A 22660-nucleotide genomic window follows, 5' to 3' on the forward strand; every position below is an offset into this window, starting at 1 on the left:
CATCATCACTAGTCTTTCTTCACTACTGTTTTAATGAGATATTCAAATATACGCAAGAAGGGATCCTCATGGATTATTAATCGACGAAATACATAAAATTTACGTTGAACTACATTAATGTAGGGGTTAAAAATTAATTGCTTATCAAGCAATTGTATAGAAATAAATAAGATCTATTTGGGATATGAGATCTAAATAGACATTAAAATTCCTTTTTATTATTATCCCTGTTGATATCGGCCATTCTTTCAGAGGGATCGATTTCTACGGACTTGATTTGGCGAAAGGGAACTTCGATGGTAACTGTTTTTTCAGGTTCTACCCAAGGCCACCTTTCCGTATGGATGCGTTTGGGTTTTCCTTTCTCTTCCGGCTTTTCTCCCCGCTGAATGGCCAAGGGTAGGTATAGAGTTTCTTGGCTTCCATCTTGGTAGGTTATCACCACGTCCAAAGGCATAGGCATCAAGCCTTTTCTTTCTAGGGTTAGGAGGGTATTTTCCCCATCTTCTTTTACTGACTTTATAGCGTAATCGATGGTCTTGGTAGTGTACACCCAGTATTCCTTGAACCAATCCAGTTCCAGACCACTTTCCTTCTCCATCACCCGTATTACATCATTCGGGTTAGGGTGTCTGTATTTCCAAGTATTCCAATATCTGAGCATTGCATTAGCCAGGGTCTCTTCCCCTATAATATAACCCAACTGTACCAAAAAAAGAGCTCCTTTGGCATAGGCCGCAGACCCATAGGCCACGTTGGTATGAAAATGATCTGCATGAGTGGCTAGTGGCTCTTCCAGACCTGACTCCACCAATCGTTGATAGCCAGCAAAGGACCCTCTGTGGGGATTTTCTGAGGGTTGTTCACTAAAAATATGTGCCATGGTCAAGCTACTGGCATAAGATGTAAAGCCTTCATCCATCCAGGGGTAGAGGCTTTCATTGTTACCCAACACTCCGTGAAACCAGCTGTGAACTAATTCATGAACCATCACACCTACCAAGCTGCCAAGGGTCCTATGGCCTGTGATCAGTGTGGACATGGGATATTCCATGCCCCCGTCTCCACCTTGAATGACAGAGAACTGCTTGTAAGGGTACTCTCCAAAATGTTCACTCATATAGGATAATGCTGCCGGGGTATAAGATTTAAGCTTTTCCCAGTTAGAAGCTGTACGGGAACTTTTGATGTATAAATGATGTATAGTGACCCCATTATCCATTTCTATTTTGTCGTGGGTGTAGTTGGGGTCTGCCGCCCACATAAAGTCGTGCACTCTGGGAGCGTTAAAGTGCCAGGTGAGTTTATCACTTTCAGGAGTGGGTACTTTCACACCTTCATCCTCATAGCCATGTCCTATTTCGTTGTTGTTTTGCAAATACCCAGTACCACCTAAGGTATATTCCTTATCTATCTTGATCCTAACATCAAAATCACCCCATATGCCATAAAATTCCCTGCCGATGTATGGGTTGGCATGCCAACCCTGATAATCGTAATTGGAGATCTTTGGATACCACTGGGACATGGAATACCGTACCCCTTCTTCACTGTCTCTTCCTGCTCTCCTTACCTGCAAGGGAACTTGGCCTTCAAAGCGGGTTTCAAACAAAACAGTGGTAAATGGAAGAATGGGCTGTGGCAAGTTCCCCTCCAAAATTGTTTCCACCTCTTCATAATCCACCGGAAGCCCGTTCATGGTCAATTGTTGAACATGTAAATAACCAATCTCTTCGGGGCTCAATTTGGAAATTCGGTCACCTACTCGCCTGTCTGGATCGGCAATGGTCCGTGAACGGACATCCATCATGCTGTTGGGTTGAAAAGCATTATAATACAAATGGAAAAACACCCTATGCAAGGTGTCTGGAGAATTATTGGTGTAAGCAATGACCTGTGTACCTTGGTATTGGTTTGTGTTTACATCCATGTCCACTTCCATTTTATAACTCACAGATTGTTGCCATCTATCGGACTGTGCATTAACTTGGAGGGTGCCCATTAAAACAAGGAAGAGCAGAAAACTGCAGGAATTTTTCATATTAAGCATAAAATTAAGCCCCTAAATAAGCTAAATTTGACTTATTGGCCAAACCGCTTATATGTATTAAATGGATATTCTTAGAGGCTACAAGGTAAATTTAGATGAAATCGAGCCTGTCCTGACGGCAGACAGGGCATGACGAGCACGTCACGCACTGGGATGATTATCGTTGCGAGATTCTCCAGAAATAAATTCGGGACAGGCTCCCGAAACGAGTTCCCCGAAGCAAGTTCGGGGCAGGCAAGGGCAGGCTATGTGACCGCTGAAAACAAATTATAAACACATGAAATCGAGCATGAGGAGAACCTCACACAGAAGGATGATTATCGAAGCGAGATTCCATCTGACAGCTGAAAAACAAATTATAAACAGATGAAACAATACCCCCACCTTTTTGTATTTCTATAGTTGTATGAATATGTTCAGCAAGCATTTTTCGATGTATGGTTTTTTGGGTGCGGTTGTGCTTACTCTTGTAGCAGCGGCAATATCCCCGAATCTGGTTTTCAATTATGACTTTGAGCAATTTTTTTCCTCTGATGACCCGGAGTTAGGCTTCTACAATACATTCAGGGGACAATTCGAAAATGACAACGATTACCTGCTAATATCCTTGGGAAGGGAATCAGGGGATGTCTTTGACAGCAGTTTTTTGCAAAAAGCTTATGAGGTTGAAGGGCAAATAGAGAGTATGGAGAAAGTGCGTGGGGTGACTTCTTTATTAAACATGGAGGAACCTATTCTGGGAAATTTTGGAATTAGCTACAGAAGGGTTCTCGACTGGGATAGCCCAGAAGCACTAAGTAAAACTGGCGAAAGGGTAATTAGTGACCCCAACTGGAGAGGAAATTTGATAAGTAAAGAGGGAAAGTACTTGCTTCTTCTGGTGCATCATGAAGAAAACATCAATAAAGAAAGTGGAGACCAGCTTTACCAGGAGATCAACGATGTAGTGGTAGGCAGCAGCATCGCAAAGACACGAACTGCCGGAAAAATTAAAGCACAGGGTGAGTTCGTTTCACTCTTGCAACAGGAGTTTGCGTTTTTTCTTGCCATTTCCTTTCTTTTGGTTGTAATCTGGTTGTTCATTGTGTTCCGGGCAATTTGGGCAGTGGTATTGCCTATATTGGTGTTGGGTTTAGGAATGTATTGGACACTGACCATCTTGCTAGCGACAGGTGGGCAGCTAGATGTATTATTAGTCATGCAGCCCCCTATTCTGCTGATCATAGGGCTTAGTGGCATGATACATTTCTTGAGTTACTTTTATAATCTATCAAGGGAGGGCTATGACAAAGGGAAGGCCATCAGGGAGACCTTTAGCAAATTGGGTATAGCGGTAATGTTGACCAGTGTCACGACTTCCATGGGTTTCCTTTCCCTGTATTTAACGCAAATTCCAAGTTTGAAAAACTTTGGCCTTTACACGGGATTAGGGGTTTTGCTTATGTTTTTAGCCATGATATTAGTGATGCCTTGGGTATTGTACTTTGTTCCTATACCGGGAACTGTTTTAAGAAATAGGGGGGCAGAATGGTTTTATGGATTGAGAAATGGGTTTCAGTGGATTATCAGGCACAAAGTTGCCATCCATGTTGGTTTTATACTTCTGAGTTTTTTTTCTTTTTTTGGCTTTGCCTCCATGAAAACCGATGGATATCTTCTGGATAACCTTCCCCAGGATCACCCTTTGCTTACGGATTTTATGTTTTTTGATGAGCATTTCGGGGGTTCAAAGCCTCTCGAACTTTACCTGGAAGTAGGAGAAGAGGGAGAGGACCTTTTGGAGTATGAGGTATTGAAAGAAATCGAGAAATTGGGGAATTTTCTTGAGGAAAACTTTAGAACGGGTTTTCAGGCTTCCCCTGCAACGCTGGTAAAAGCGGCCAATAAAGCTCAGAATAACGGTAACCCAAAAGCCTTCAGTTTTCCTTCTCCGGGGCAATTTGACCGAGTGAAGCCACAAATTAGGCAATTTTTTGAGAGGGAGGAGATTCCAATTCTTTCCCAGGATGGAACTCAGGGTAGAATTTCTACCCGAATGGCAGATATTGGAAGCCATAGGGGATTTGAATTGTATGAAAAACTTGAAGGGTTTTTAGAAAATGATATTGACTCTGGTTTGTTAAAAGCGAGAATGACGGGGACATCCTACTTGATTGATAGAAGCCATAACGCCATCACAAGTCAACTTATAAATGGCCTTGGACTTGCCTTTCTGATAGTGGCAGTATTGGCTGGTATACTCTTTAGGTCTTGGCGTATGGCGTTTATTACCCTGCTTCCCAATGTTGTCCCATTATTGTGGTTGGGAGGCTGTATGTATTTGCTAGGTTTGGACTTTAAGCTTTCTATGTCCATAATCTTTGCTGTGGCTTTTGGAATTGCCGTTGATGATAGCATTCATTTCATGGCCAAGTTACGGCTGCTTTTGGGGCAAGGTTCCGGTTTGTTATATGCTATCAAAAGGACTTTTTTCACCACTGGCAAAGCCATAGTCTTAACCACACTGGTACTGTCCACAGGTTTTATGGTTTTGATGTTCAGTGGTTTTGAAATCACCTATTATACGGGTTTGCTCATCGCATTGGCATTGGTATTCGCCCTCTTGGCAGACCTTCTTTGGCTTCCACTGCTTTTAGTGCCTATGAACAGGGTATGGGAAAAAAAATTCAAGGGGCGTTTTCTTCGGAAATAACCCTCAAGGGACTTTTCCAGATAAATTCAGTGGAAATAGGGTAGTGATCTGAATAGTCTACTTCGGTATGGGTTCGGAAGTTTTTGGCCTTGAACACCTTATCATGAAAAATATGATCAATCCTTAAGAAAAAAAGCACCTTGTTATAGGTAAAGCCAAAGCCCTTACCCGCTTCTTCAAAAGCATTATTTAGAATAGAGCGCAAACTAAAGTAGGTATAACTATAAGGAATATCGTTAAAGTCCCCGGCAATAATCACAGGGTAAGGGCTGTTTTCCATGTGTTCTTTGAGGGTTTTCAATTGTTCTGCCCTCATTATTGTTCCGTTTTTTATTTTCCTGATAGTCTCCCGATAATGCAGCTTTATTCCTTCAACATCTGAAAGTTCCTCAGCAGGGATGCTCATGGATTCCAGATGCACATTGTAAATCCGCATGGTGTCCTTTTTCACTACCAGGTCCACAAACATGGCTCCGTTGTTTCTCCTGTTGTCGAATACCCTGCCCTCGTTGATAATCGGAAACCTACTTACAATGGCCACTCCATGTGACCGGTTCTTACGGTTCCCTATGATAGATTGGTAGGAATGGTTTAGTTTACCATCCTCGGTGATGATTTTTATGGCATTTTTGGAAGGTGTAGTGAAATCCTGGTAAAACTCTTGAAAACACTTTATGTCGGCGGGATGGTCTTTGGCCCATTGAATGATGTTTTTGCTCTTTTCCAAGTTTTCCTTATACATGCCATAGGAAAATTGCATGGTGTTGAAGCTGAGCAAGGTAATACTTTCTTCCGTTTCCTCTCTGGGATTCCACTGGAAGGTGATTCCAAAAAATTTATAGCCCAGGGCTAAAGCAATGATCGGATAGATGATCAACCTGGATCGCCCAAACAAAAACATTACTGCCAAAAAAATATTAAGCAACATAAAAAGTGGAATGAGCAGGGGCAATAATCCAGAGTAAGGAAATGATTCTGGAGAAACATATACGCTGAAAAATAGCGATAGGGAAATCAAAAACAAAATAATGACGATGAAACGCATAATTTACATGGGGATTATTTCCCTTTTTTAAAGTCACAAACATACGGGTAGATACTGTAAATATCAACGAAAGTTTTACACAACTGAATGGGTTTCTTTTTTGAATATTTGGTTGGATATGCTTGGAAAAAATCCATAAATTGGCCTAAATTTTAAAAAAACCTAACATGAAGAAATCAATCCATTCTTTTTCACTTTTCTTCCTCTCCACTTTATTGGTAATTAGTTCTTGTGGGGGCCCCAGTGAAACCTCGGAACAGGAGGAATCCACTGACCAAGAGCAGCAAATAACCGATAATAGGGCTAGTCCCCTTAGGAAAGTAGAAGGAGAAATCAACGGAAAAAAGGTACTAATTCAATATGGATCACCTGCAGTAAACGAAAGGGCAATATATGGGGACTTGGTTCCTTACAACGAAGTATGGAGAACCGGTGCCAATGAAGCGACCTATGTGGAGTTTTCCGAGGATGTAAGCGTGGAAGGGGAGCCTTTAGCTGCCGGACGGTACTCCTTGTTTACTATTCCCAGGAAAACAGGACCTTGGACCGTGATTTTCAACAGCGAATGGGATTTAGAACACGGCCATTACCAATACAAAGAGGAGCATGATGTCCTCAGGGTTAATGCTATTCCTACTTGGGAGAACCAGTCCCAAGAGAGGTTATCTGTAGAAATTGAAAACAGTGAAATAGTAGTAAAATGGGAGAAACTAAGGCTTCCTATTCATGTTGAATGAGATACCTGGGTTTCGTTTTGACATTGTTTCTGACCCTATGCTTGGTATTGGGTCTGTCCTTGAATTTGGCCAGCTTGCCTCCGCTGGCCAATATTTTTGACCCTTTCAGGGGCTTTTGGCAAAATTTAAATAGCGAAGATTATCACCCCTCTTCCAAGATTAAGGTTCCGGGACTTAGTTCTCAGGTAGAGGTGGTATATGATGAAAACTTAATCCCTCACATCTATGCAGAAGAAACCGAGGACTTGTACAAGGCACTCGGATTCGTAACGGCAAAACATCGGCTGTGGCAGATGGACTTCTTGGTAAAAGTCGCCTCAGGCAGCCTTTCTGAGGTGCTTGGCGACCTTACCCTCGACTATGACCGTATGCAAAGAAGGAAGGGTCTTGGCTATGGTGCCGAGGAAAATCTTACCTTTATTCAGGAAAACGACCCTGAATCCTACGCAAAATTACAAGCCTACAGCGAAGGGGTGAATGCCTTTATCGATCAAATTTCATTTAGTGAGTTGCCCTTGGAATACAAACTACTGAACTACTTACCTAGTCGTTGGGAGCCCATCAGTACCATTTACATTCTCCAATATATGGTTGACGACCTTACCCGGGACACGGATTTTGAATATACTAATTTGAGATTCATGTTGGGAAAGGAGTTGTTTGATGAGCTTTTCCCCGATTTTTCCGAAAACCTAGAACCAGTAATCAGGGAGGCAGACAGGTGGGATTTTGAGCCTATACCCATATCGGTGCCGGATACCCTTTCCTATCCAGACTCTTTGCTTTGGGTCAATACCGTAGATAAGGCTCCTCAAGGCCTTGGTTCAAATAATTGGGCAGTTTCCGGATCCAAAACCTCATCGGGCGCCGCCATATTAGCAAATGACCCGCATCTGGGTTTGAGGTTTCCCGCCATTTGGTTTGGAATACAACTTCAGGGGCCAGATGTTAGGGTTAAGGGTGTAACTGTACCTGGTGCCCCATTGGTGGCCATCGGGTTTAACGACCAAATTGCCTGGGGGCTAACGAACTCTCCTAGGGACCTTAGAGACTGGTACCACATCGAGTTTAGAGATGAGAGTAAATCGGAATACTTATACAACCAGCAATGGCTACCCACTACCCAACGTATAGAACACATTAAAGTCAAAAATGCTGAGGATATTGTGGATACAGTATATTATACCCATCATGGGCCTGTTGCCTATGATGAATCCTTCCGGTCCGGGCACCAAGGCAAGGGTTTTGCATTGAAATGGGCAGTAAATGAACCTGCCAACACATTGAAAGCATTTTTTACCTTTAACGAGGCTAAGGACTTTGATGCGTTTTTGGGTGCTTTTGATCAGTATGTCAACTTAGCCCAAAATTACGCGTATGCAGACATTAATGGGAACATAGGGATGAGCGTTCAGGGTAAATTCCCAGCCAAGTGGGCAGAACAAGGAAAATTCATCATGGATGGGAGTGATCCTGCTTTTGACTGGCAGGAATATATACCTTTTGACCATAACCCTACCTCCTACAATCCAGATAGGGGTTTTGTCAGTTCGGCAAACCAGCATGCCGTGGAGCCTGATTATCCCTATTATTATTTCAACGATCATCAGGAAGCCTACCGAAACAGAAGGATCAATCAGCAATTGGAGCAAATGGAAAATGTAACTGTGGAGGATATGAAAGCCTTACAGTTTGATAATTTTCACTTAAAAGCCTCCGAAACAGTTCCAGTATTACTGAGCTTACTCTCTTCAAAGGGAAAAGATAGGGAAGGGCAGGGTCTTCATCCTATGGTTTCCCTACTGCAGGATTGGGATTTTCACACTGATCCCGAACAGGTAGCCCCTGTGATTTTTGAGATCTGGTGGGAAAACCTTGTGGAATCCATATTCTCCCATTGGAAAGATGAGTTGCCCAGTGTAGTATATCCAAGGGATTACACGATTTACAATTTGCTAAGTGAATCACCCGATCATGTCATTTTCGATAAACCCGGAAATAATAGGTTAAATACGGCTATGGATCATGTGGCAGAAAGCTTTGAGTTCATGCTGGACAGTGTGGATAGCTTAAGAGCATCTGATCCGGAATTCACTTGGGGAAGCTATAAAAACACATCCGTTCAGCATCTTATTCCGCTGTTTGGGGCGTTTAGTAGGTTAAATATTCCCACAGGTGGGGGAAAAAATATTGTGAACGCCACAGACCGCTCGCATGGTGCAAGCTGGAGGATGGTGGTGGAAATGGGTGACCCTATCAAGGCTTACGGGATTTTCCCAGGGGGACAGTCGGGTAACCCGGGCAGTAGGTTTTATGACAACTTCATCGATCTCTGGGCCCAAGGAAAATATGTGCAGTTTGACTTTAGGGAAATCCATGATGAAGGTGATTTGTTTCGTACATCCTTAGTTCCAAATTAAATGAAGTTTCTAGTAGGGTTTATTATCGCGGCATTGTTGGCATTGATTTTAGGGCCTTTGGTTCCTTATTGGGGACTTATGGTTTTTCTTGCAATACTAGGAGCCACAATTCGTGGAAACGGCTTTATAGTGTTTTTTTCGTCAGCTTTGGGAGTGGGAATAGTATGGTTATTGGTGCCTTTGGTTTTGTGGACACGTTCAGGTTCTGATTTGCCACAAATGTTGGGAGAAATTTTCGGAATTAATAATGGGGCATTGCTGCTGGGCATATCTGCGGCAATGGGTTTTTTAATTGGGGGTTTGAGTGCGCTTTCGGGCTGTTTGTTTGGCAAGTTGCTGGTGGATCGCAACACCTATTATTGACCTGGATTATTGATAGGTTAAGGATAAGGAGTACACTTTTTAAAGAATTCTACTGTGTACAAAAAACTTTTTTCTTCCCAACAAATGTAGTAATTTACAGTTCCGAATAAACCTTTAGGAGACCATGGGTTTTTTGGAACCCAATCGACCTTTTTCACAAAAACCATCCAACTATGGCAAAAACGATCATTGTTTCAAATAGATTACCCGTAAGCCTTCAGCATAAATTTGGGAAATTTGAGTTTAAACCCAGTGCTGGTGGATTAGCCACGGGACTGGGATCCATATATAAAGAAGGGGACAATATATGGATTGGATGGCCTGGTAATGATGTGGAAGACCCAGGCCAGCGGCAGGAAGTGGCTGAGGAGCTTCAAAAGTTAAAGATGGCCCCAGTTTTCCTTTCCAAAGAAGATGTTGAGCTTTATTATGAAGGCTTTAGCAACGATACCATTTGGCCAGCATTTCATTATTTCACCCAATATATCAATTACCACGATGAATATTACGAGGCCTATAAAAGGGTGAACCGGAAGTTTTGTGATGCCATCTTGGAGAAGGCAGACCCTGAGGACACCATTTGGGTACATGACTACCAACTTTTATTGTTGCCGATGATGCTAAGGGAGGCTCTCCCAAAATCAACCATCGCCTTTTTCCAGCACATTCCTTTCCCTTCCTACGAAATCATCCGAATGCTTCCCTGGAGGAGGGAGATCCTGGAAGGCATGGTAGGGGCCGATTTGATTGGTTTTCACACCTATGATGACATGCGGCACTTTTTAAGTGCAGTAGGCCGCCTTTTGGGCTTGTCGAACGAAAGTGGGTATATACAGGCCGATAACCGGCTAGTGAATGTGGATTCCTTTCCCATGGGCATTGACTACGGTAAGTTTTCCAAAGCAGCAACCAGCAAAAAGACCCTAAAAAACATTAAGAAATTCAAGGAGCAACTGGGGGACCAAAAGCTCCTGCTGACCATAGACCGGCTGGATTATTCCAAAGGCATCCCCCAACGGATTAAGGCTTTCGACAGACTATTGGAGGAACATCCCGATTTTCACGGCAAGGTTTCCATGATCATGGTAGTGGTGCCCTCCAGGGCAAAAGTCAAGACGTATCAAGAGCTCAAAGAGGAAATTGACACCTTGGTAGGGAGAATCAACAGCCGATTCTCAACCCTGAATTGGGTGCCAGTACATTACTTCTATCGGAGCTTTCCTTTTGATGAGCTAAGTGCATTTTACGCCATGTCGGATATTGCCTTGGTTACACCCTTGAGGGATGGTATGAACCTGGTTTGTAAGGAATTTGTAGCTAGTAAGACCGACAAAAAAGGTGTCCTGATCCTTTCTGAAATGGCAGGCGCAAGCAAGGAATTGGTGGATGCCTTATTGGTAAATCCCAATAACCTTGAAGGGATGAAGGATTCCATCATGCAGGCCCTTACTATGCCAGAGGAGGAACAGGTTCAAAAGATAGGCACCATGCAGGCTAGTTTGCAAAAGTATGACATCTTCCAATGGGTGAAGGTTTTTATGGATAGGCTGGCAAATGTAAAAGGAAAGCAGAAGGAATTGGAATCCAAGGCTATAGACAAATCCTTGGTGAAGGAATTGAAAAACAAGTTCCAGTCGGCAAAAGCCCCTATTTTGCTGTTGGACTATGACGGTACCTTGGTAGGTTTTCAAGGAAGACCGGAGGATGCATTTCCAGATGCGGAACTGAAACACCTCATTGCGGAACTTTCTGGGAAATGCCAAATAGTGGTAATAAGCGGTAGAGACAAGGAAACTCTTGGGAAATGGTTTGAGGGGCAAAAGGTGGATATGATTGCGGAACATGGGGTTTGGCTTAAGGAAAGGGGAGATGATGACTGGACACTCTATGCAGCTATAGACGACTCCTGGAAGGAAGATATCCGACAGGTAATGGACTACTACGTCCTTCGTACTCCCGGGGCCTTTATTGAAGAAAAACACCACTCCCTAGTCTGGCACTACAGAAAAGTGGAAAGTGGATTAGGGGACCTCAGGATGCGGGAACTTTTCAGCCATTTGAAGTACATGGCTAGAGGGCATAACCTACAGGTACTGGAAGGAAACATGGTATTGGAGATAAAAAGACCTGATATCAATAAGGGCAGGGCTGCTACTGCTTTTATGAAGGGTAAAGAATATGATTTCATCATGGCCCTAGGGGATGATTGGACGGACGAAGATACCTTCAAAGCTATGCCCAAAGACTCCTACACGATTCGGGTGGGATTTGCTTATACACAGGCAAATTATAATATCAAAAGCCCGACAGAGGTAAGAAAATTACTGAAAGAATTAATGGAAGATTAAAAGTGATTTTAACTAATCAGGAAAAAAAGGGTAGCTTGGTTTAAGTTACCCTTTTTTAATGGAAGGTCAAATTTCTGCAATAGTTTCTACAATAAGATCCTCGCTCTCAAAAAGCCCTTTTTTGAACTGAAGACCGAGACCCGGAAGGTCTGGGGGCGAAACTTTCCCTTGTTTCACCTGGGGTACATTATCAAAAAAGTAGGGATACCTTACTGTATAATTTTGGTATACGCTTTCCATGGGAAACAAATTTGAGATAGCTGCTGCGAGGTGGGTGGAGGCATACCACAGGATGGGGCCACCGGCAGTGTGCATCATGGTGGGCAGGAAATACGTGTTGCCCATATCAGCAATTTTTTTGCCTTCGCTTATTCCCCCGCACCAGGTCAGGTCAAACATTGGAATACCCCCGATACCGGCTTCGAAAAACTCGCGGAATTCGAATCTTGAGGCTAGCCTTTCGCTGACCACCAGGGGTATAGAGGTATGGTTGGCCAAAGCCTGATAAGCTTTAATGTTTTTTTCTAATAGCATATCTTCCAAAAACCATATCCCATAAGGAGCCAGGGCTTCCGCAATCCTAATGGCACTGGGAAGGTTCCAGATGCTATGAAACTCAATACCAATTTCCAATCGATTTCCCACCGTATCCCTTACCCGTTTTACCCATTCTAATGCTTTATCTATTTCCTGCAATGAAATATGTTGCCCCTTGTTTCTATTCCCAATTGCATCAAAGGGACAGTATTTGATACCAATGATTTCATTGTCCACCAAAAACTGGGCGATTTTTTCCATGTCTTTTTCAAGCGTCCAGTTGTTGATATGCCTGGGGTTGGTGTAGGTGTTATACACGGTTATTGGCTTGGTCTTGCTTCCGCCAAGGAGTTGATATACCGGTAATCCGGCCTTTTGCCCCAAAATATCCCATTGGGCTATATTGATCGCTGAAAGGGCACGCATTTCTGCCCCTCCGGTGACATGATAGGCACTCTGGCGGTATATTCTTTCCCATGCCCCTTCTATGTCCAGGGGATCGGAACCCAGCATTTTGCCCATCCAACTGTGCCATTCCAAATCTTTTATCGCTGATTGACTGGCTTCGTTGAAGGGGTAAGTTTCTCCTGTGCCCACTATGCCTTGGTTGGTATGGAGGCGTAGCCACATCCATTGGATGCCTCTTCCGCCAAGACGTAAGTCTGGATTAAACCTTACTGTTTCCACCTTGGTAATGACCAGGTCATCTCCCGGGTCAAACTTTTTAACAGCCTCATGGAGTGCAATGGGGGAAAACATGCCCATGAGCGCACAACGGTTCACAAAGGATCTTCGGTTCATTTTTGGGTTTATTTGGTTTTAAGCCTTTTTTCCCAAAATTAGCCTTTTTGTTGAATTTCCAAGGTTAGGTTAAAAATATCATGCTTAGCCCCATCACCGACAACCCCGCAATGATTCCCCATTTGGTGTAAGTTCCGTGCCCCATCTCAATGGAAGTGGGGATGAGTTCGAAAAAAGAGACATACACCATGATACTTGCCACAAATACATTTACTACATCGAAGACTTCAGGTTCCATATTCCTGAAAAAAAGCAGGTAGGCAATCCCCGCACCTACGGGTTCGGAAAGCCCGGAGAGCAGTGTGATAAAAAGTGCCTTCTTCTTGTTTTTTGTGGCGTGGTAAATGGGCAAAGCAACAGCAAGGCCTTCCGGTATATTATGGATGGCTATAGCCACCGCTATTCCTATGCCCAGGTTGATGTCCTGCATGGAGGTAAGAAAGGTGACCAGGCCTTCCGGTAAATTATGTATCGCTAATGCTACGGCTGTCACTATTCCTGTTCGGTATAATTTTTTGGACTTATTGCCATTGGATTTTTCAGCAGTGAGATTGGAGAGGTCGGACTTCTTGATCCCCATTTTGTCCGTAATGGATTCCATGAATTTGCCAAGTAGCCCGGTCACCACCAGCCCACCCAAGAACATCACCGCCATCTTGGTATAGGCGGTTTGGGCATCGTCCCCTTCTTTTTGGAAACTTTCCAAAGCCCCAAAAAGCAACTCCACAAAAGAAATATAAATCATTGCACCCGCAGCAAGACCCAGTGCAAAAGCCAAAAACTTTTCTTTCCGCGCAAAGTTGGCAAATGCTGCAAGTCCTCCTACACCAGTGGAAAGTCCCGCCATAAAGGTGAGGGCAAAGGCAAAAAGCAGGTTTTCATCAGCTTGCATAAAAGGGAATAGTCTGCAAAATTAGGTTTGCGGGATGTTCACAAAATATAATGCCTGCAAAAATACGTAAAATTGGGGATTAATACAGGCAATAATTCCTTTTCATACGTTTATAATTTTTTTTCAGCCGTCACACCCGACTGCATTCAGGCAGTGTAGCCTGTCCTGTCTGCTCCATCCCGTATTCTATCGGGATCGGGGAATCCGTTTCGGGGGACTCTATTCAGGAGCCTGCCCCGGCCTTTGGGCTGTCTTCTCCCAGATACTTCTGATGGCTATCAGGGGGCAACCAAGTAGGTGACGATCGATCATGCTCGATTTATGAGTTTTTTTAGCTATATCCAGTAGGACTGCATAATAAAGGAATAAATAAACAAAATAAAAATAATATAATAAAAAATAGTATTACAACAGTATAATAAAAAAAGTAAGGCGGTTGGCAACAAATTTTAATATAAGGTAAAGCAAGTTTTCACAATATTTAATTTTTAAATAAACTCAAGGTATAATTTATTTTAGGTTATTGACCTATATGGACATTTTTTCATTTGACAAACAAATATGATTTTTGGTGCCAAAATTTTAAAAATTCAATTTTTTTATTACCTTTAAGATACTATTTCAAACCCAGAAAACCTATTTTCGATGTACGAAACTTCGACAACCTATACTTTCGAGTTATATTTATTTCATTTTTTCATCTCAAAACACAATAATAAATTGTTGTTTTTTAAGTGCACTCCACCCTGATTTAAAGTCTCAAAAACTTAGTTAATTATTACTTTGATTTCTCCTTAAAACTAAGGAGATCACTCAAATAACCATTATTGTCATGCCTAAACCAAGATGTCCTCCGGGATAAAAAAGGCCGGAATTTCTTCCGGCCATGGGTAATGTAGTGTTCTTCCAAAACGATTCATCACCCAGCTATTCAACAATTTCTCATTATTAAATAACCCTTAAAAGTATGAAAAAAAGTATATCAAAAGGCAAAGGTGTCTTTTTTGTCTTGTGCTGTTGTTTATTGTTTATAAGTGGGTTTTTTTCACCCATTCATGCAACAGAAAACAGCATTAACCGTACGGCGCTGGATATCGGCGAATTTGACATAACCATAACAGGAGTGGTGACAGATGAAAACGGGGAGCCACTACCTGGTGCATCCATTTTATTGGAGGGGTCCACAACAGGGACTGTGACTGACATAGATGGCAATTACTCCCTAACCGTACCTGACGATAGTCAGACCCTGATCGTATCTTATGTTGGCTATCAACAGCAAAGGGTACAGATTGGAGGCAGAAGTGAAATAAACGTACAGCTTTCTCCAGATGCAGAACAATTGTCTGAGGTGGTGGTAACAGCCTTCGGGTTGAAGAGGGAAGAAAGATCTTTGGGTCATGCTGTTGGTAAGGTGGATACCGATCAGCTGGCTCAAAATCCTGAGATTAACGTAGCCAACTCTCTTTCCGGACGAGTGGCAGGAGTCCAAGTGGATGGTGCCGGTGGAGCGGATGGTTCCAGTAGAGTGGTTATCCGTGGGTTCAGTTCTTTGGGGGGAAATAACCAACCTCTCTATGTTGTGGATGGAATACCGATAGACAACACATCAAGGGTACAAGCCGGTAGATGGGGAGGACGTGACGGTGGCGATGGTATCCAAAACCTTAACCCTAATGACATCGAAGAAATGTCGGTACTTAAAGGCCCTAATGCCGCGGCCTTATACGGGGAAAGAGGAGCTAACGGCGTGATCATGATTACCACCAAGAGCGGAGCTTCCAGGGATGGCATAGGTGTGGAAATCAACAGCAATATGAGGGTAGGAAATCCATTGGTATGGCCTGATTTTCAAAATGAATATGGCTTAGGCTCCAATGGGCAACACCGGTATTTCAGTGATGGTCAAGGCAATATCTTTTCTCGAAGTGAGGCTCAAGCTATGGGCAACATGGATCAACTGACTCCACAGGTAACCACCAATAGAGATGGGCCACAACACCCTAAAAGCTGGGGCCCACGAATGGATGGCCATACGGTATATGGATGGGACGGAGAGATGGTTCCTTTTAGTCCTCAACCCAATAATGTAAGGGATTTTTTCCAGAACCAACTTACCTTTGACAATTCGGTATCCTTAAGTGGGGGCAATGAAACCTCGAATTTTAGGCTTTCCGTCGGTGATATACGGAATAGAGGCATGCAGCCTTCCAACAATCTCACCAGAAACACCTTTAATATCAGAGCTGAGCACAAGTTTAACGAAAGACTCACTGTTTCTTCGAAAGTCAATTATGTGCGCCAAAGTGTGGAAAACAGAGTAGGCCTTGCCGATGACCAGAGGAATGCCATTTATCAATTCAGGGGGTTACCTAGAAACACCTCATTGGAAAGTTTCCAGCGGTATGAACTTACTCAAGGTGATTTGGACAATCCAAATGCCTTACATGATTATCTTTCCAATCAGCGACAGGTAGGGTGGTCCAGGCACTGGAGTAACGGCACCCATACCGAAAACCCTTATTGGATAACCAATAATGTGAGAAATGAGGACAGAAGGGAACGGGTGATGGCATTTATGGACATCCATTATCAAATTAATGACTGGTTGTCCACTTCCCTTCTAGCGGGAACGGATTTTTACACAGATAACCGACATACCCATGATGCCATTGGGACCCGTGTAAACCAAATTGGAGGCATGAGTGAAACTACCCAGCAATTCAGGGAAGACAACGTTCAGTTCTTATTGATGGCTAACAAAAAGCTAACGGATGACCTTGATTTCAGTGCCAATATCGGTGGTAATTATATGAGGAATGACTTCCAAAATTCCGGTTTTGATGGTAGTCGCTTATCCGTCCCAAACCTTTATGTTATCACCAACGCAGCGGTACAGAACCCTATACTCAATATACAACAGAGGGAAATCCAATCCGTATTTGCCTTTGGTCAGTTGGGATGGAGAGATTACCTGTACCTGGATTGGTCAATTCGAAATGATTGGTCTTCCACTCTACCAGAACAAAACAATTCCTTTATGTATCCAGCGATAAGTAGTAATTTTGTGTGGACGGACGCTTTTGATTTCTATTCCTCTACACTTTCCTATGGATCATTAAGGGCATCCTGGGCACAGGCTGGTAATTCGGCTGACCCCTACAATGTTTTGGGAGTTTACAACCTAACAAACAATCCGCATCTTGGCCAACCGGGGGCAGTTTTTCAGAACACCGTTCCGTTTTCGGATTTGCAAAGTGAGCTAACCAGTTCTTGGGAGATCGGAGCGGATTTAAGGTTTTTTGAAGGAAGGTTAAGATTGGACGCTACATGGTACCATGCTTCCACCGTAAATCAAATATTGAATATCGCGGTGGCTCCTTCTTCGGGTTTTGCCAATCGGAGTGTAAATGCGGGAGAGATCGTAAACACCGGTGTGGAGGTCATGATAGATGGGGTAGTCGTCGAACGGGAAGATTTGATGTGGAGCCTGAATTTGAACGTGGCTCATAACTACAATGAGGTAGTCTCCTTGGTAGATGGTATCGACAGGTTCATGTTGGGAGACAGCAGAAATGTAAGGGTATATGCCGACCCTGGTCAGCCCTATGGTGCTATCTATAGTCCTATAGCACGTTGGTTAAGGGACGATGATGGGAATCGAATTGTTGGGCAGGATGGATTACCAGTTCGTGAAAATGGAGAATTCAGGATTGGCAATGTAATGCCGCTGTTTACAGGTGGGTTTTCTAGTACTTTGAATTACAAGAACTGGACCCTATTTACGCTGTTTGATATGCGCTATGGAGGGGATATCTTTTCCTTATCAAACGTGTATGAAGCTCTATATGGAACAACCACTAGAACCTTGGAAGGCAGGGACGGGACTTATATTGCTGACGGTGTAGTGGGCGTTCAAAACGAAGATGGCCAATGGGTCTCTACCGGTGAACCCAATACCACACAGATATCTGCTGAACAATATTGGAACCATGTAGTGCCTGCTCAGGATCAATCCGTGGGAGAGGAATTCCTGAACAGTTCCACTTTTGTGAAGATGAGAGAACTGAGATTAGGTTATAACTTCCCCCGTGCCTTTACTGAAAGGTTAGGGGTTAATCAGCTTAACCTGTCTTTCGTTGGTCAGAACTTGTTCTATTTCGTAAGGCATACGGATGGCTTTTCTCCGGAAGTGGCCAGTTTCAATCTCGGGCAAGAAGGCATGGGGATTGAATCCTTCGCATGGCCATTGATGAGAAATCTTGGGTTTAATATAAGGATTGCCTTTTAGAATCATTGTTTGTAATCAGTATAGAAAATCACACGGATATGAAAAATTATAAAAATACATATAGGCTAATCGTGGTCTTTTCCATAGTCCTCTTCTTTGGATGTACAGACCATTTTGAAGAGCTAAATACCCCACCTACAGCAGTGGTGGAAATAAACCCGGACTTTACCTTTAGTGAGTCTATTCGTATGGATAATATCAATTATAATTACGAATGGATTAACAACAGGCTCTTTGGAGGATGGGTGCAGCATTGGGCAAATGTAACCCTGGATAACGGGAGACCAAACTATTATATGCCTGATAGGAGGATTGATGATGAAATGTGGATGCATTTCTATCAGAACGTCTTGAAAAACCTGGAGAGAACCCAGGCTTTGTTGTTGGACCTTGCAGACGGGGACGAGAATAACCCGGAAATACGGTCCAGGCTTGCCATCGTAAGAATTTACGAAACTTTGCCATTCGAAAAACTTACCGCTGCATATGGAGATATACCTTATTTTCAGGGTGCAAGGGGCATGGATGGAAATTCTTTTCCTGAATACGACCCCCAATCAGAAATCTACCCTGAAATGTTACAGCGGCTAGACCAAAATATGGCCTTGCTAAATGAGCAGGACTTAAGTTTTGGCGATGCGGATTATTTCTATAGCGGGAATGTGGAGAACTGGAGAAAACTGGGGAATGCCATTAAGTTAAGGCTTGGTATGAGGATTTCCAATGCGGATCCTGCATTAGCTGAGCAGGTGGTCACGCAGGCTATGCAGGGTCCCTTGATCGCAAGCGATGCCGAGTCTGCTTTGCTTAACACAGTTGCCAATAATGGACCTGATGAAACCGCCCATCCCATAACCAGAGAAATGAGGGCACCAGATATTAAATCCAGGCCAGGAATGCATCTTGTCAACATGCTTAAAGAAAGGGATGATCCTAGGTTAACCTTGATCGCTGAACCCACCCAGGAGTCTAAGGCTGTTTATGCCCAGACAGGGGATCCCGATGATTTAATCTTTGAGGGCATTCGTCCAAACATGACAGTGGAGCAATACGATGATCTTAACTTAACAAGGGTATCTGAAGTGGCACTGGATATTTGGGCTAATGAAGACTTAAATGTTCCTGTACATATTTTCACCCATTCCGAAGTCCTTTTTCTCCAAGCTGAAGCGGCACTTAAAGGATGGGGAGCCAGTGAAGATGATGCCGAAGCCTTTTACAGAGAAGGCATTCGATCGGCACTTCAGATGCCTCCTTATAATATCTCCGATCAGGAGGTAAATGCCTATTTGGATGAACATGGGACCTTAAGTGGAAGTGCAGAGGATAAGCTGGAACAGATTCATAATCAAAAGTACATTTCTTTATTTACTAAAGGTTTAGAGGCTTATTTCGAATGGAGGAGGACAGGACTTCCGGTTTTGGATCCAGGAGATAGGACGGACAATGTTACCAATGGAGTTATTCCCAGAAGGGCATATTACAGTCAGATAGAATTGAGTCTGAATGGTGCTAACCTTCAAACGGCTGTATCCCGACAAGGGGAAGACCATCCACTTACCCGTATGTGGATAGACCCTGAGGGTGCTGCCACTGTTTTGAGCCGTTAATAATTTTCCTTATTATTTTATGGGAAGCCTTTTCTAAATTGGCTTCCCATACCTTTATTAACCGAAATTAATTATGAAGAAAAACATTCGTCATTTACAACAGGCCGATTTGCCGGTAGAAAATAGCAAGGCTATTGTATCTGCTAATTCCCAAGATGCCAAGCAAGAAAACGGGAGAAGGTCCTTTCTGCAAAAAGCAAGCCTAGGGGGACTTAGTCTGGGTGGACTTATGATGCTTCCGGTGGAGGACACCATTGCCCATACCACATCAAAGGTCAACAGGAACTCCAATCCCTCCGAACTCAAGATTACCGATATGCGAATTGCCCAATATGGCAATGTCCCTTTGCTTAAAATTTACACCAATCAGGGCATTCATGGCCTGGGTGATGTAAGGGATGGTGCAGATAAGCGGTATGCCTTGATGCTGAAAAGTAGGATCTTGGGGGAAAACCCCTGCAATATCGAGAAAATATTCAAAAAAATAGAGCAGTTTGGTGGCCACGGCCGTCAGGGTGGGGGAGTTTCCGGGGTGGAGATGGCCCTTTGGGATCTTGCCGGAAAAGCCTACGGTGTTCCCTTATACCAATTGCTTGGAGGTAAATTCAGGGATAAAGTACGCATTTATGTGGACACTCCCACGATGAAGGATCCCGATGAATTTGCCGAAAAAATGAAGGAAAGGGTGGATCAGGGATTTTCCTTGCTGAAAATGGACATAGGTATAGGCCTCATCAAGGACATTGAAGACACCTTGACCAATGCCGAACCTTGGCAACCACTGAGAGGGTGGACGGATAGGGACCCTATGAGCTTTGCCCAGACACCCCATCAATTCACCCATGTCCAAATCACCCAAAAGGGGCTTGAAAAAATGGTGGAGTTTGCAGCCAAAGCAAGGGAAAAAGTAGGATATGAAATACCTTTGGCCATAGACCACTTCGGGCATATGGGCTATAATGAAATGATCAAACTTGCAGAAGCATTCGGCCCCTACAATATCGCATGGCTGGAGGACCTCATTCCTTGGCAAAATACCGAACAGTGGAAAAGGATTACAGAGGCCATCACCACGCCTACTCTTACTGGAGAGGACACTTACCACAAGAGAAATTTTAAGGACCTGATAGAAAATAGGGCCGTGGACATCGTGCACCCGGATCCCGGAAGTGCTGGTGGCTACTTGCAGACCAAGAAAATAGGTGACTATGCCGAGGAGTTTGAAATTGGAATGGCAGTGCATCATGCAGCTTCTCCAATTTCTTTTATGGGTACTGTCCATGCTATTGCTGCTACGTATAACTTCATCGGTTTGGAACACCATTCTGTGGACAACCCATGGTGGGAGGACTTGGTAACGGGAATAGACAAGCCATTGGTGAAAGATGGTTACGTAAAGGTACCCGAAGCACCGGGCATTGGATTGGAATTGAATGAAGACGAGGTGAAAAAACGCCTCAAAGAAGGGGAGCAATTTTTTGCCCCTACTGACGATTGGAATGAACTTCGCTCTTGGGACAGAACCTGGAGCTGATGGATTAGCCATCAAAGCCATTGGGGAAATCATCCCAATGGCTTTTTTTTACTTTTTATGATTTCCCTGGAGAAGCAACCCCTCTTGCCATACGCACTGACCAATTTCATTCTCCTTTTTTATGGAAATTGATTTTACTCATTGGCAACTTGTAAATACTAACTCCCTATTTCAATTAGGCAAATAAGATTTTGTGATTCATAAAAATTGCGTAACTTAAAGCCTGAATCTAGCACATACCCATGAACACCCAGTTTGAGACCATTCCTTTTACCTCCTTGGATGGATTTGAATGTAATCTATTGCATTACCTGCCTTCCAAACCTACCAAAGGCCCCGTATTATTGGTTCACGGGGCAGGGGTTAGGGCGAATATCTTCAACCCACCCCACAAAAAAAACCTCATCCATATGCTGGCCGATGCAGGTTATGATGTGTGGCTCGAAAACTGGAGGGGAAGCATAGACCTACCCCCCAATGAGTGGGACTTGGATGTAGTGGCCAAAAATGACCATCCTGTAGCGGTACAGAAGGTTTGTGAACTGACAGGAAGTCAGGAAGTAAAGGCCATCATCCATTGCCAGGGAAGCACTAGCTTCATGATTTCTGCAGCACTAGGCTTGCTGCCCCAGGTCAAAATAATCATTAGCAATGCCGTTTCCCTGCATCCGGATATTCCCCGGTTTTCGCGTTTTAAACTTGGTGCTCTTTTGCCGATTGTGGGAAGGTTTTTTGACTATCTCAATCCCCAATGGGGGCTGGAAGCCCCTGATTTTAAGTCTAAGCTATTGAGGAAGTTTGTCCTGGCCACCCACTGGGAGAAAGACACCGCCGTTGGCAAAATGGTCAGTTTCACCTATGGATCGGGATTTCCTGCACTTTGGGAACTGGAAAACTTGGACAAGAAAACCATGGATTGGATTCAGCATGAATTTGCCCACGTGCCTATTTCTTTTTTCAGGCATATCTATAAATGTGTTGGGGAGGGGGTGTTGGTTCCAAGCGGTAACAATGGGTCTGATTACGAGGTGAAACCAGTAAAGACCGACGCAAGGATTGTGCTTTTTGGGGGTGTGAAAAATAAGTGCTTCCTCTGCGATAGCCAGAAAAAGACATATGAGTACTTGGAGTCCCAAAACCCGGGACACCATAAGTTATATTTGATGGATGAGTACAGTCATTTGGATATATTCTTTGGTAAAAATGCCCATGTAGATGTTTTTCCTTTAATGATAAAAGAATTGGACCATAGTCTTGGCCAGGATGCTTAACAACAAGTGATGTCAGGGAAGTGGTGAATATATAGATACGGAGTCATTTTAGTCATGGCTCTTTTTTCC

General features: G+C 43.5%; 13 protein-coding genes. 9 read left to right on the top strand and 4 right to left on the bottom strand.

Annotated elements, in window-relative coordinates; genetic code table 11:
• Window positions 1-202 precede the first annotated feature (202 nt).
• Complete coding sequence (locus DB520_RS17040; RefSeq protein ID WP_232835030.1) at window positions 203-2041, bottom strand: M1 family metallopeptidase; 1839 nt, start codon at window positions 2039-2041, stop codon at window positions 203-205.
• Between the two features lie 442 nt (window positions 2042-2483).
• On the opposite strand from DB520_RS17040, the gene DB520_RS17045 reads away from it, so the two are divergent.
• Complete coding sequence (locus DB520_RS17045; protein ID WP_232835031.1) at window positions 2484-4742, top strand: efflux RND transporter permease subunit; 2259 nt, start codon at window positions 2484-2486, stop codon at window positions 4740-4742.
• On the opposite strand, the gene DB520_RS17050 is transcribed toward DB520_RS17045, so the two are convergent.
• Window positions 4717-5787, bottom strand: coding sequence for an endonuclease/exonuclease/phosphatase family protein (locus DB520_RS17050; protein ID WP_114750980.1), 1071 nt, complete (start codon window positions 5785-5787; stop codon window positions 4717-4719). The genes DB520_RS17045 and DB520_RS17050 overlap by 26 nt on opposite strands.
• A 167-nt stretch (window positions 5788-5954) precedes the next feature.
• Between DB520_RS17050 and DB520_RS17055 the strand changes: the two genes are divergently transcribed.
• The 4 genes from DB520_RS17055 to DB520_RS17070 all read left to right on the top strand — a co-directional run bounded on the left by DB520_RS17055 (window position 5955) and on the right by DB520_RS17070 (window position 11655).
• The gene (locus DB520_RS17055) at window positions 5955-6524 is read left to right on the top strand and encodes a DUF2911 domain-containing protein (RefSeq protein ID WP_114750981.1); all 570 of its coding nucleotides are present in this window, start codon (window positions 5955-5957) and stop codon (window positions 6522-6524) included.
• Between the two features lie 17 nt (window positions 6525-6541).
• Window positions 6542-8944, top strand: coding sequence for a penicillin acylase family protein (locus DB520_RS17060; protein WP_157972137.1), 2403 nt, complete (start codon window positions 6542-6544; stop codon window positions 8942-8944).
• Complete coding sequence (locus tag DB520_RS17065) at window positions 8945-9307, top strand: hypothetical protein (protein ID WP_114750983.1); 363 nt, start codon at window positions 8945-8947, stop codon at window positions 9305-9307.
• Between the two features lie 173 nt (window positions 9308-9480).
• Window positions 9481-11655: a bifunctional alpha,alpha-trehalose-phosphate synthase (UDP-forming)/trehalose-phosphatase gene (locus DB520_RS17070; RefSeq protein ID WP_114750984.1), complete on the top strand. Its 2175-nt coding sequence runs from the start codon at window positions 9481-9483 to the stop codon at window positions 11653-11655.
• A gap of 66 nt (window positions 11656-11721) precedes the next feature.
• Here DB520_RS17070 and DB520_RS17075 read toward each other — a convergent pair whose 3' ends face one another.
• Both DB520_RS17075 and zupT read right to left on the bottom strand, forming a co-directional pair.
• Entirely contained in the window at window positions 11722-12993 is a 1272-nt protein-coding gene (locus DB520_RS17075) for a mandelate racemase/muconate lactonizing enzyme family protein (protein WP_114750985.1), read from the bottom strand.
• Between the two features lie 64 nt (window positions 12994-13057).
• Complete coding sequence (gene zupT, locus DB520_RS17080; RefSeq protein ID WP_114750986.1) at window positions 13058-13885, bottom strand: zinc transporter ZupT; 828 nt, start codon at window positions 13883-13885, stop codon at window positions 13058-13060.
• A 967-nt stretch (window positions 13886-14852) separates the two neighbouring features.
• Between zupT and DB520_RS17085 the strand changes: the two genes are divergently transcribed.
• The 4 genes from DB520_RS17085 to DB520_RS17100 all read left to right on the top strand — a co-directional run bounded on the left by DB520_RS17085 (window position 14853) and on the right by DB520_RS17100 (window position 22591).
• Window positions 14853-18176 carry a SusC/RagA family TonB-linked outer membrane protein gene (locus DB520_RS17085; RefSeq protein WP_114750987.1) on the top strand — a complete coding sequence of 1108 codons (3324 nt, stop codon included), beginning with the start codon at window positions 14853-14855 and terminating at the stop codon, window positions 18174-18176.
• A 38-nt stretch (window positions 18177-18214) separates the two neighbouring features.
• The gene (locus tag DB520_RS17090) at window positions 18215-19786 is read left to right on the top strand and encodes a SusD/RagB family nutrient-binding outer membrane lipoprotein (protein ID WP_157972138.1); all 1572 of its coding nucleotides are present in this window, start codon (window positions 18215-18217) and stop codon (window positions 19784-19786) included.
• Window positions 19787-19859: 73 nt separating this feature from the next.
• Window positions 19860-21320, top strand: coding sequence for a mandelate racemase/muconate lactonizing enzyme family protein (locus DB520_RS17095; RefSeq protein WP_114750989.1), 1461 nt, complete (start codon window positions 19860-19862; stop codon window positions 21318-21320).
• 242 nt (window positions 21321-21562) lie between these two features.
• Window positions 21563-22591, top strand: coding sequence for an alpha/beta hydrolase (locus tag DB520_RS17100; protein ID WP_114750990.1), 1029 nt, complete (start codon window positions 21563-21565; stop codon window positions 22589-22591).
• Window positions 22592-22660 lie beyond the last annotated feature (69 nt).

It is taken from the genome of Pleomorphovibrio marinus, assembly GCF_003347495.1.
Lineage (GTDB): Bacteria > Bacteroidota > Bacteroidia > Cytophagales > Cyclobacteriaceae > Pleomorphovibrio > Pleomorphovibrio marinus.

Excerpts from the sequence above, each read along its gene's own strand:
- DB520_RS17050 (WP_114750980.1), bottom strand. The coding sequence starts at position 5,787 with ATGCGTTTCATCGTCATTATTTTGTTTTTGATTTCCCTATCGCTATTT.
- DB520_RS17055 (WP_114750981.1), top strand. The coding sequence starts at position 5,955 with ATGAAGAAATCAATCCATTCTTTTTCACTTTTCTTCCTCTCCACTTTA.
- DB520_RS17045 (WP_232835031.1), top strand. The coding sequence starts at position 2,484 with ATGTATGGTTTTTTGGGTGCGGTTGTGCTTACTCTTGTAGCAGCGGCA.
- DB520_RS17075 (WP_114750985.1), bottom strand. The coding sequence starts at position 12,993 with ATGAACCGAAGATCCTTTGTGAACCGTTGTGCGCTCATGGGCATGTTT.
- zupT (WP_114750986.1), bottom strand. The coding sequence starts at position 13,885 with ATGCAAGCTGATGAAAACCTGCTTTTTGCCTTTGCCCTCACCTTTATG.
- DB520_RS17095 (WP_114750989.1), top strand. The coding sequence starts at position 19,860 with ATGAAGAAAAACATTCGTCATTTACAACAGGCCGATTTGCCGGTAGAA.
- DB520_RS17040 (WP_232835030.1), bottom strand. The coding sequence starts at position 2,041 with ATGAAAAATTCCTGCAGTTTTCTGCTCTTCCTTGTTTTAATGGGCACC.
- DB520_RS17085 (WP_114750987.1), top strand. The coding sequence starts at position 14,853 with ATGAAAAAAAGTATATCAAAAGGCAAAGGTGTCTTTTTTGTCTTGTGC.
- DB520_RS17070 (WP_114750984.1), top strand. The coding sequence starts at position 9,481 with ATGGCAAAAACGATCATTGTTTCAAATAGATTACCCGTAAGCCTTCAG.
- DB520_RS17065 (WP_114750983.1), top strand. The coding sequence starts at position 8,945 with ATGAAGTTTCTAGTAGGGTTTATTATCGCGGCATTGTTGGCATTGATT.
- DB520_RS17100 (WP_114750990.1), top strand. The coding sequence starts at position 21,563 with ATGAACACCCAGTTTGAGACCATTCCTTTTACCTCCTTGGATGGATTT.
- DB520_RS17090 (WP_157972138.1), top strand. The coding sequence starts at position 18,215 with ATGAAAAATTATAAAAATACATATAGGCTAATCGTGGTCTTTTCCATA.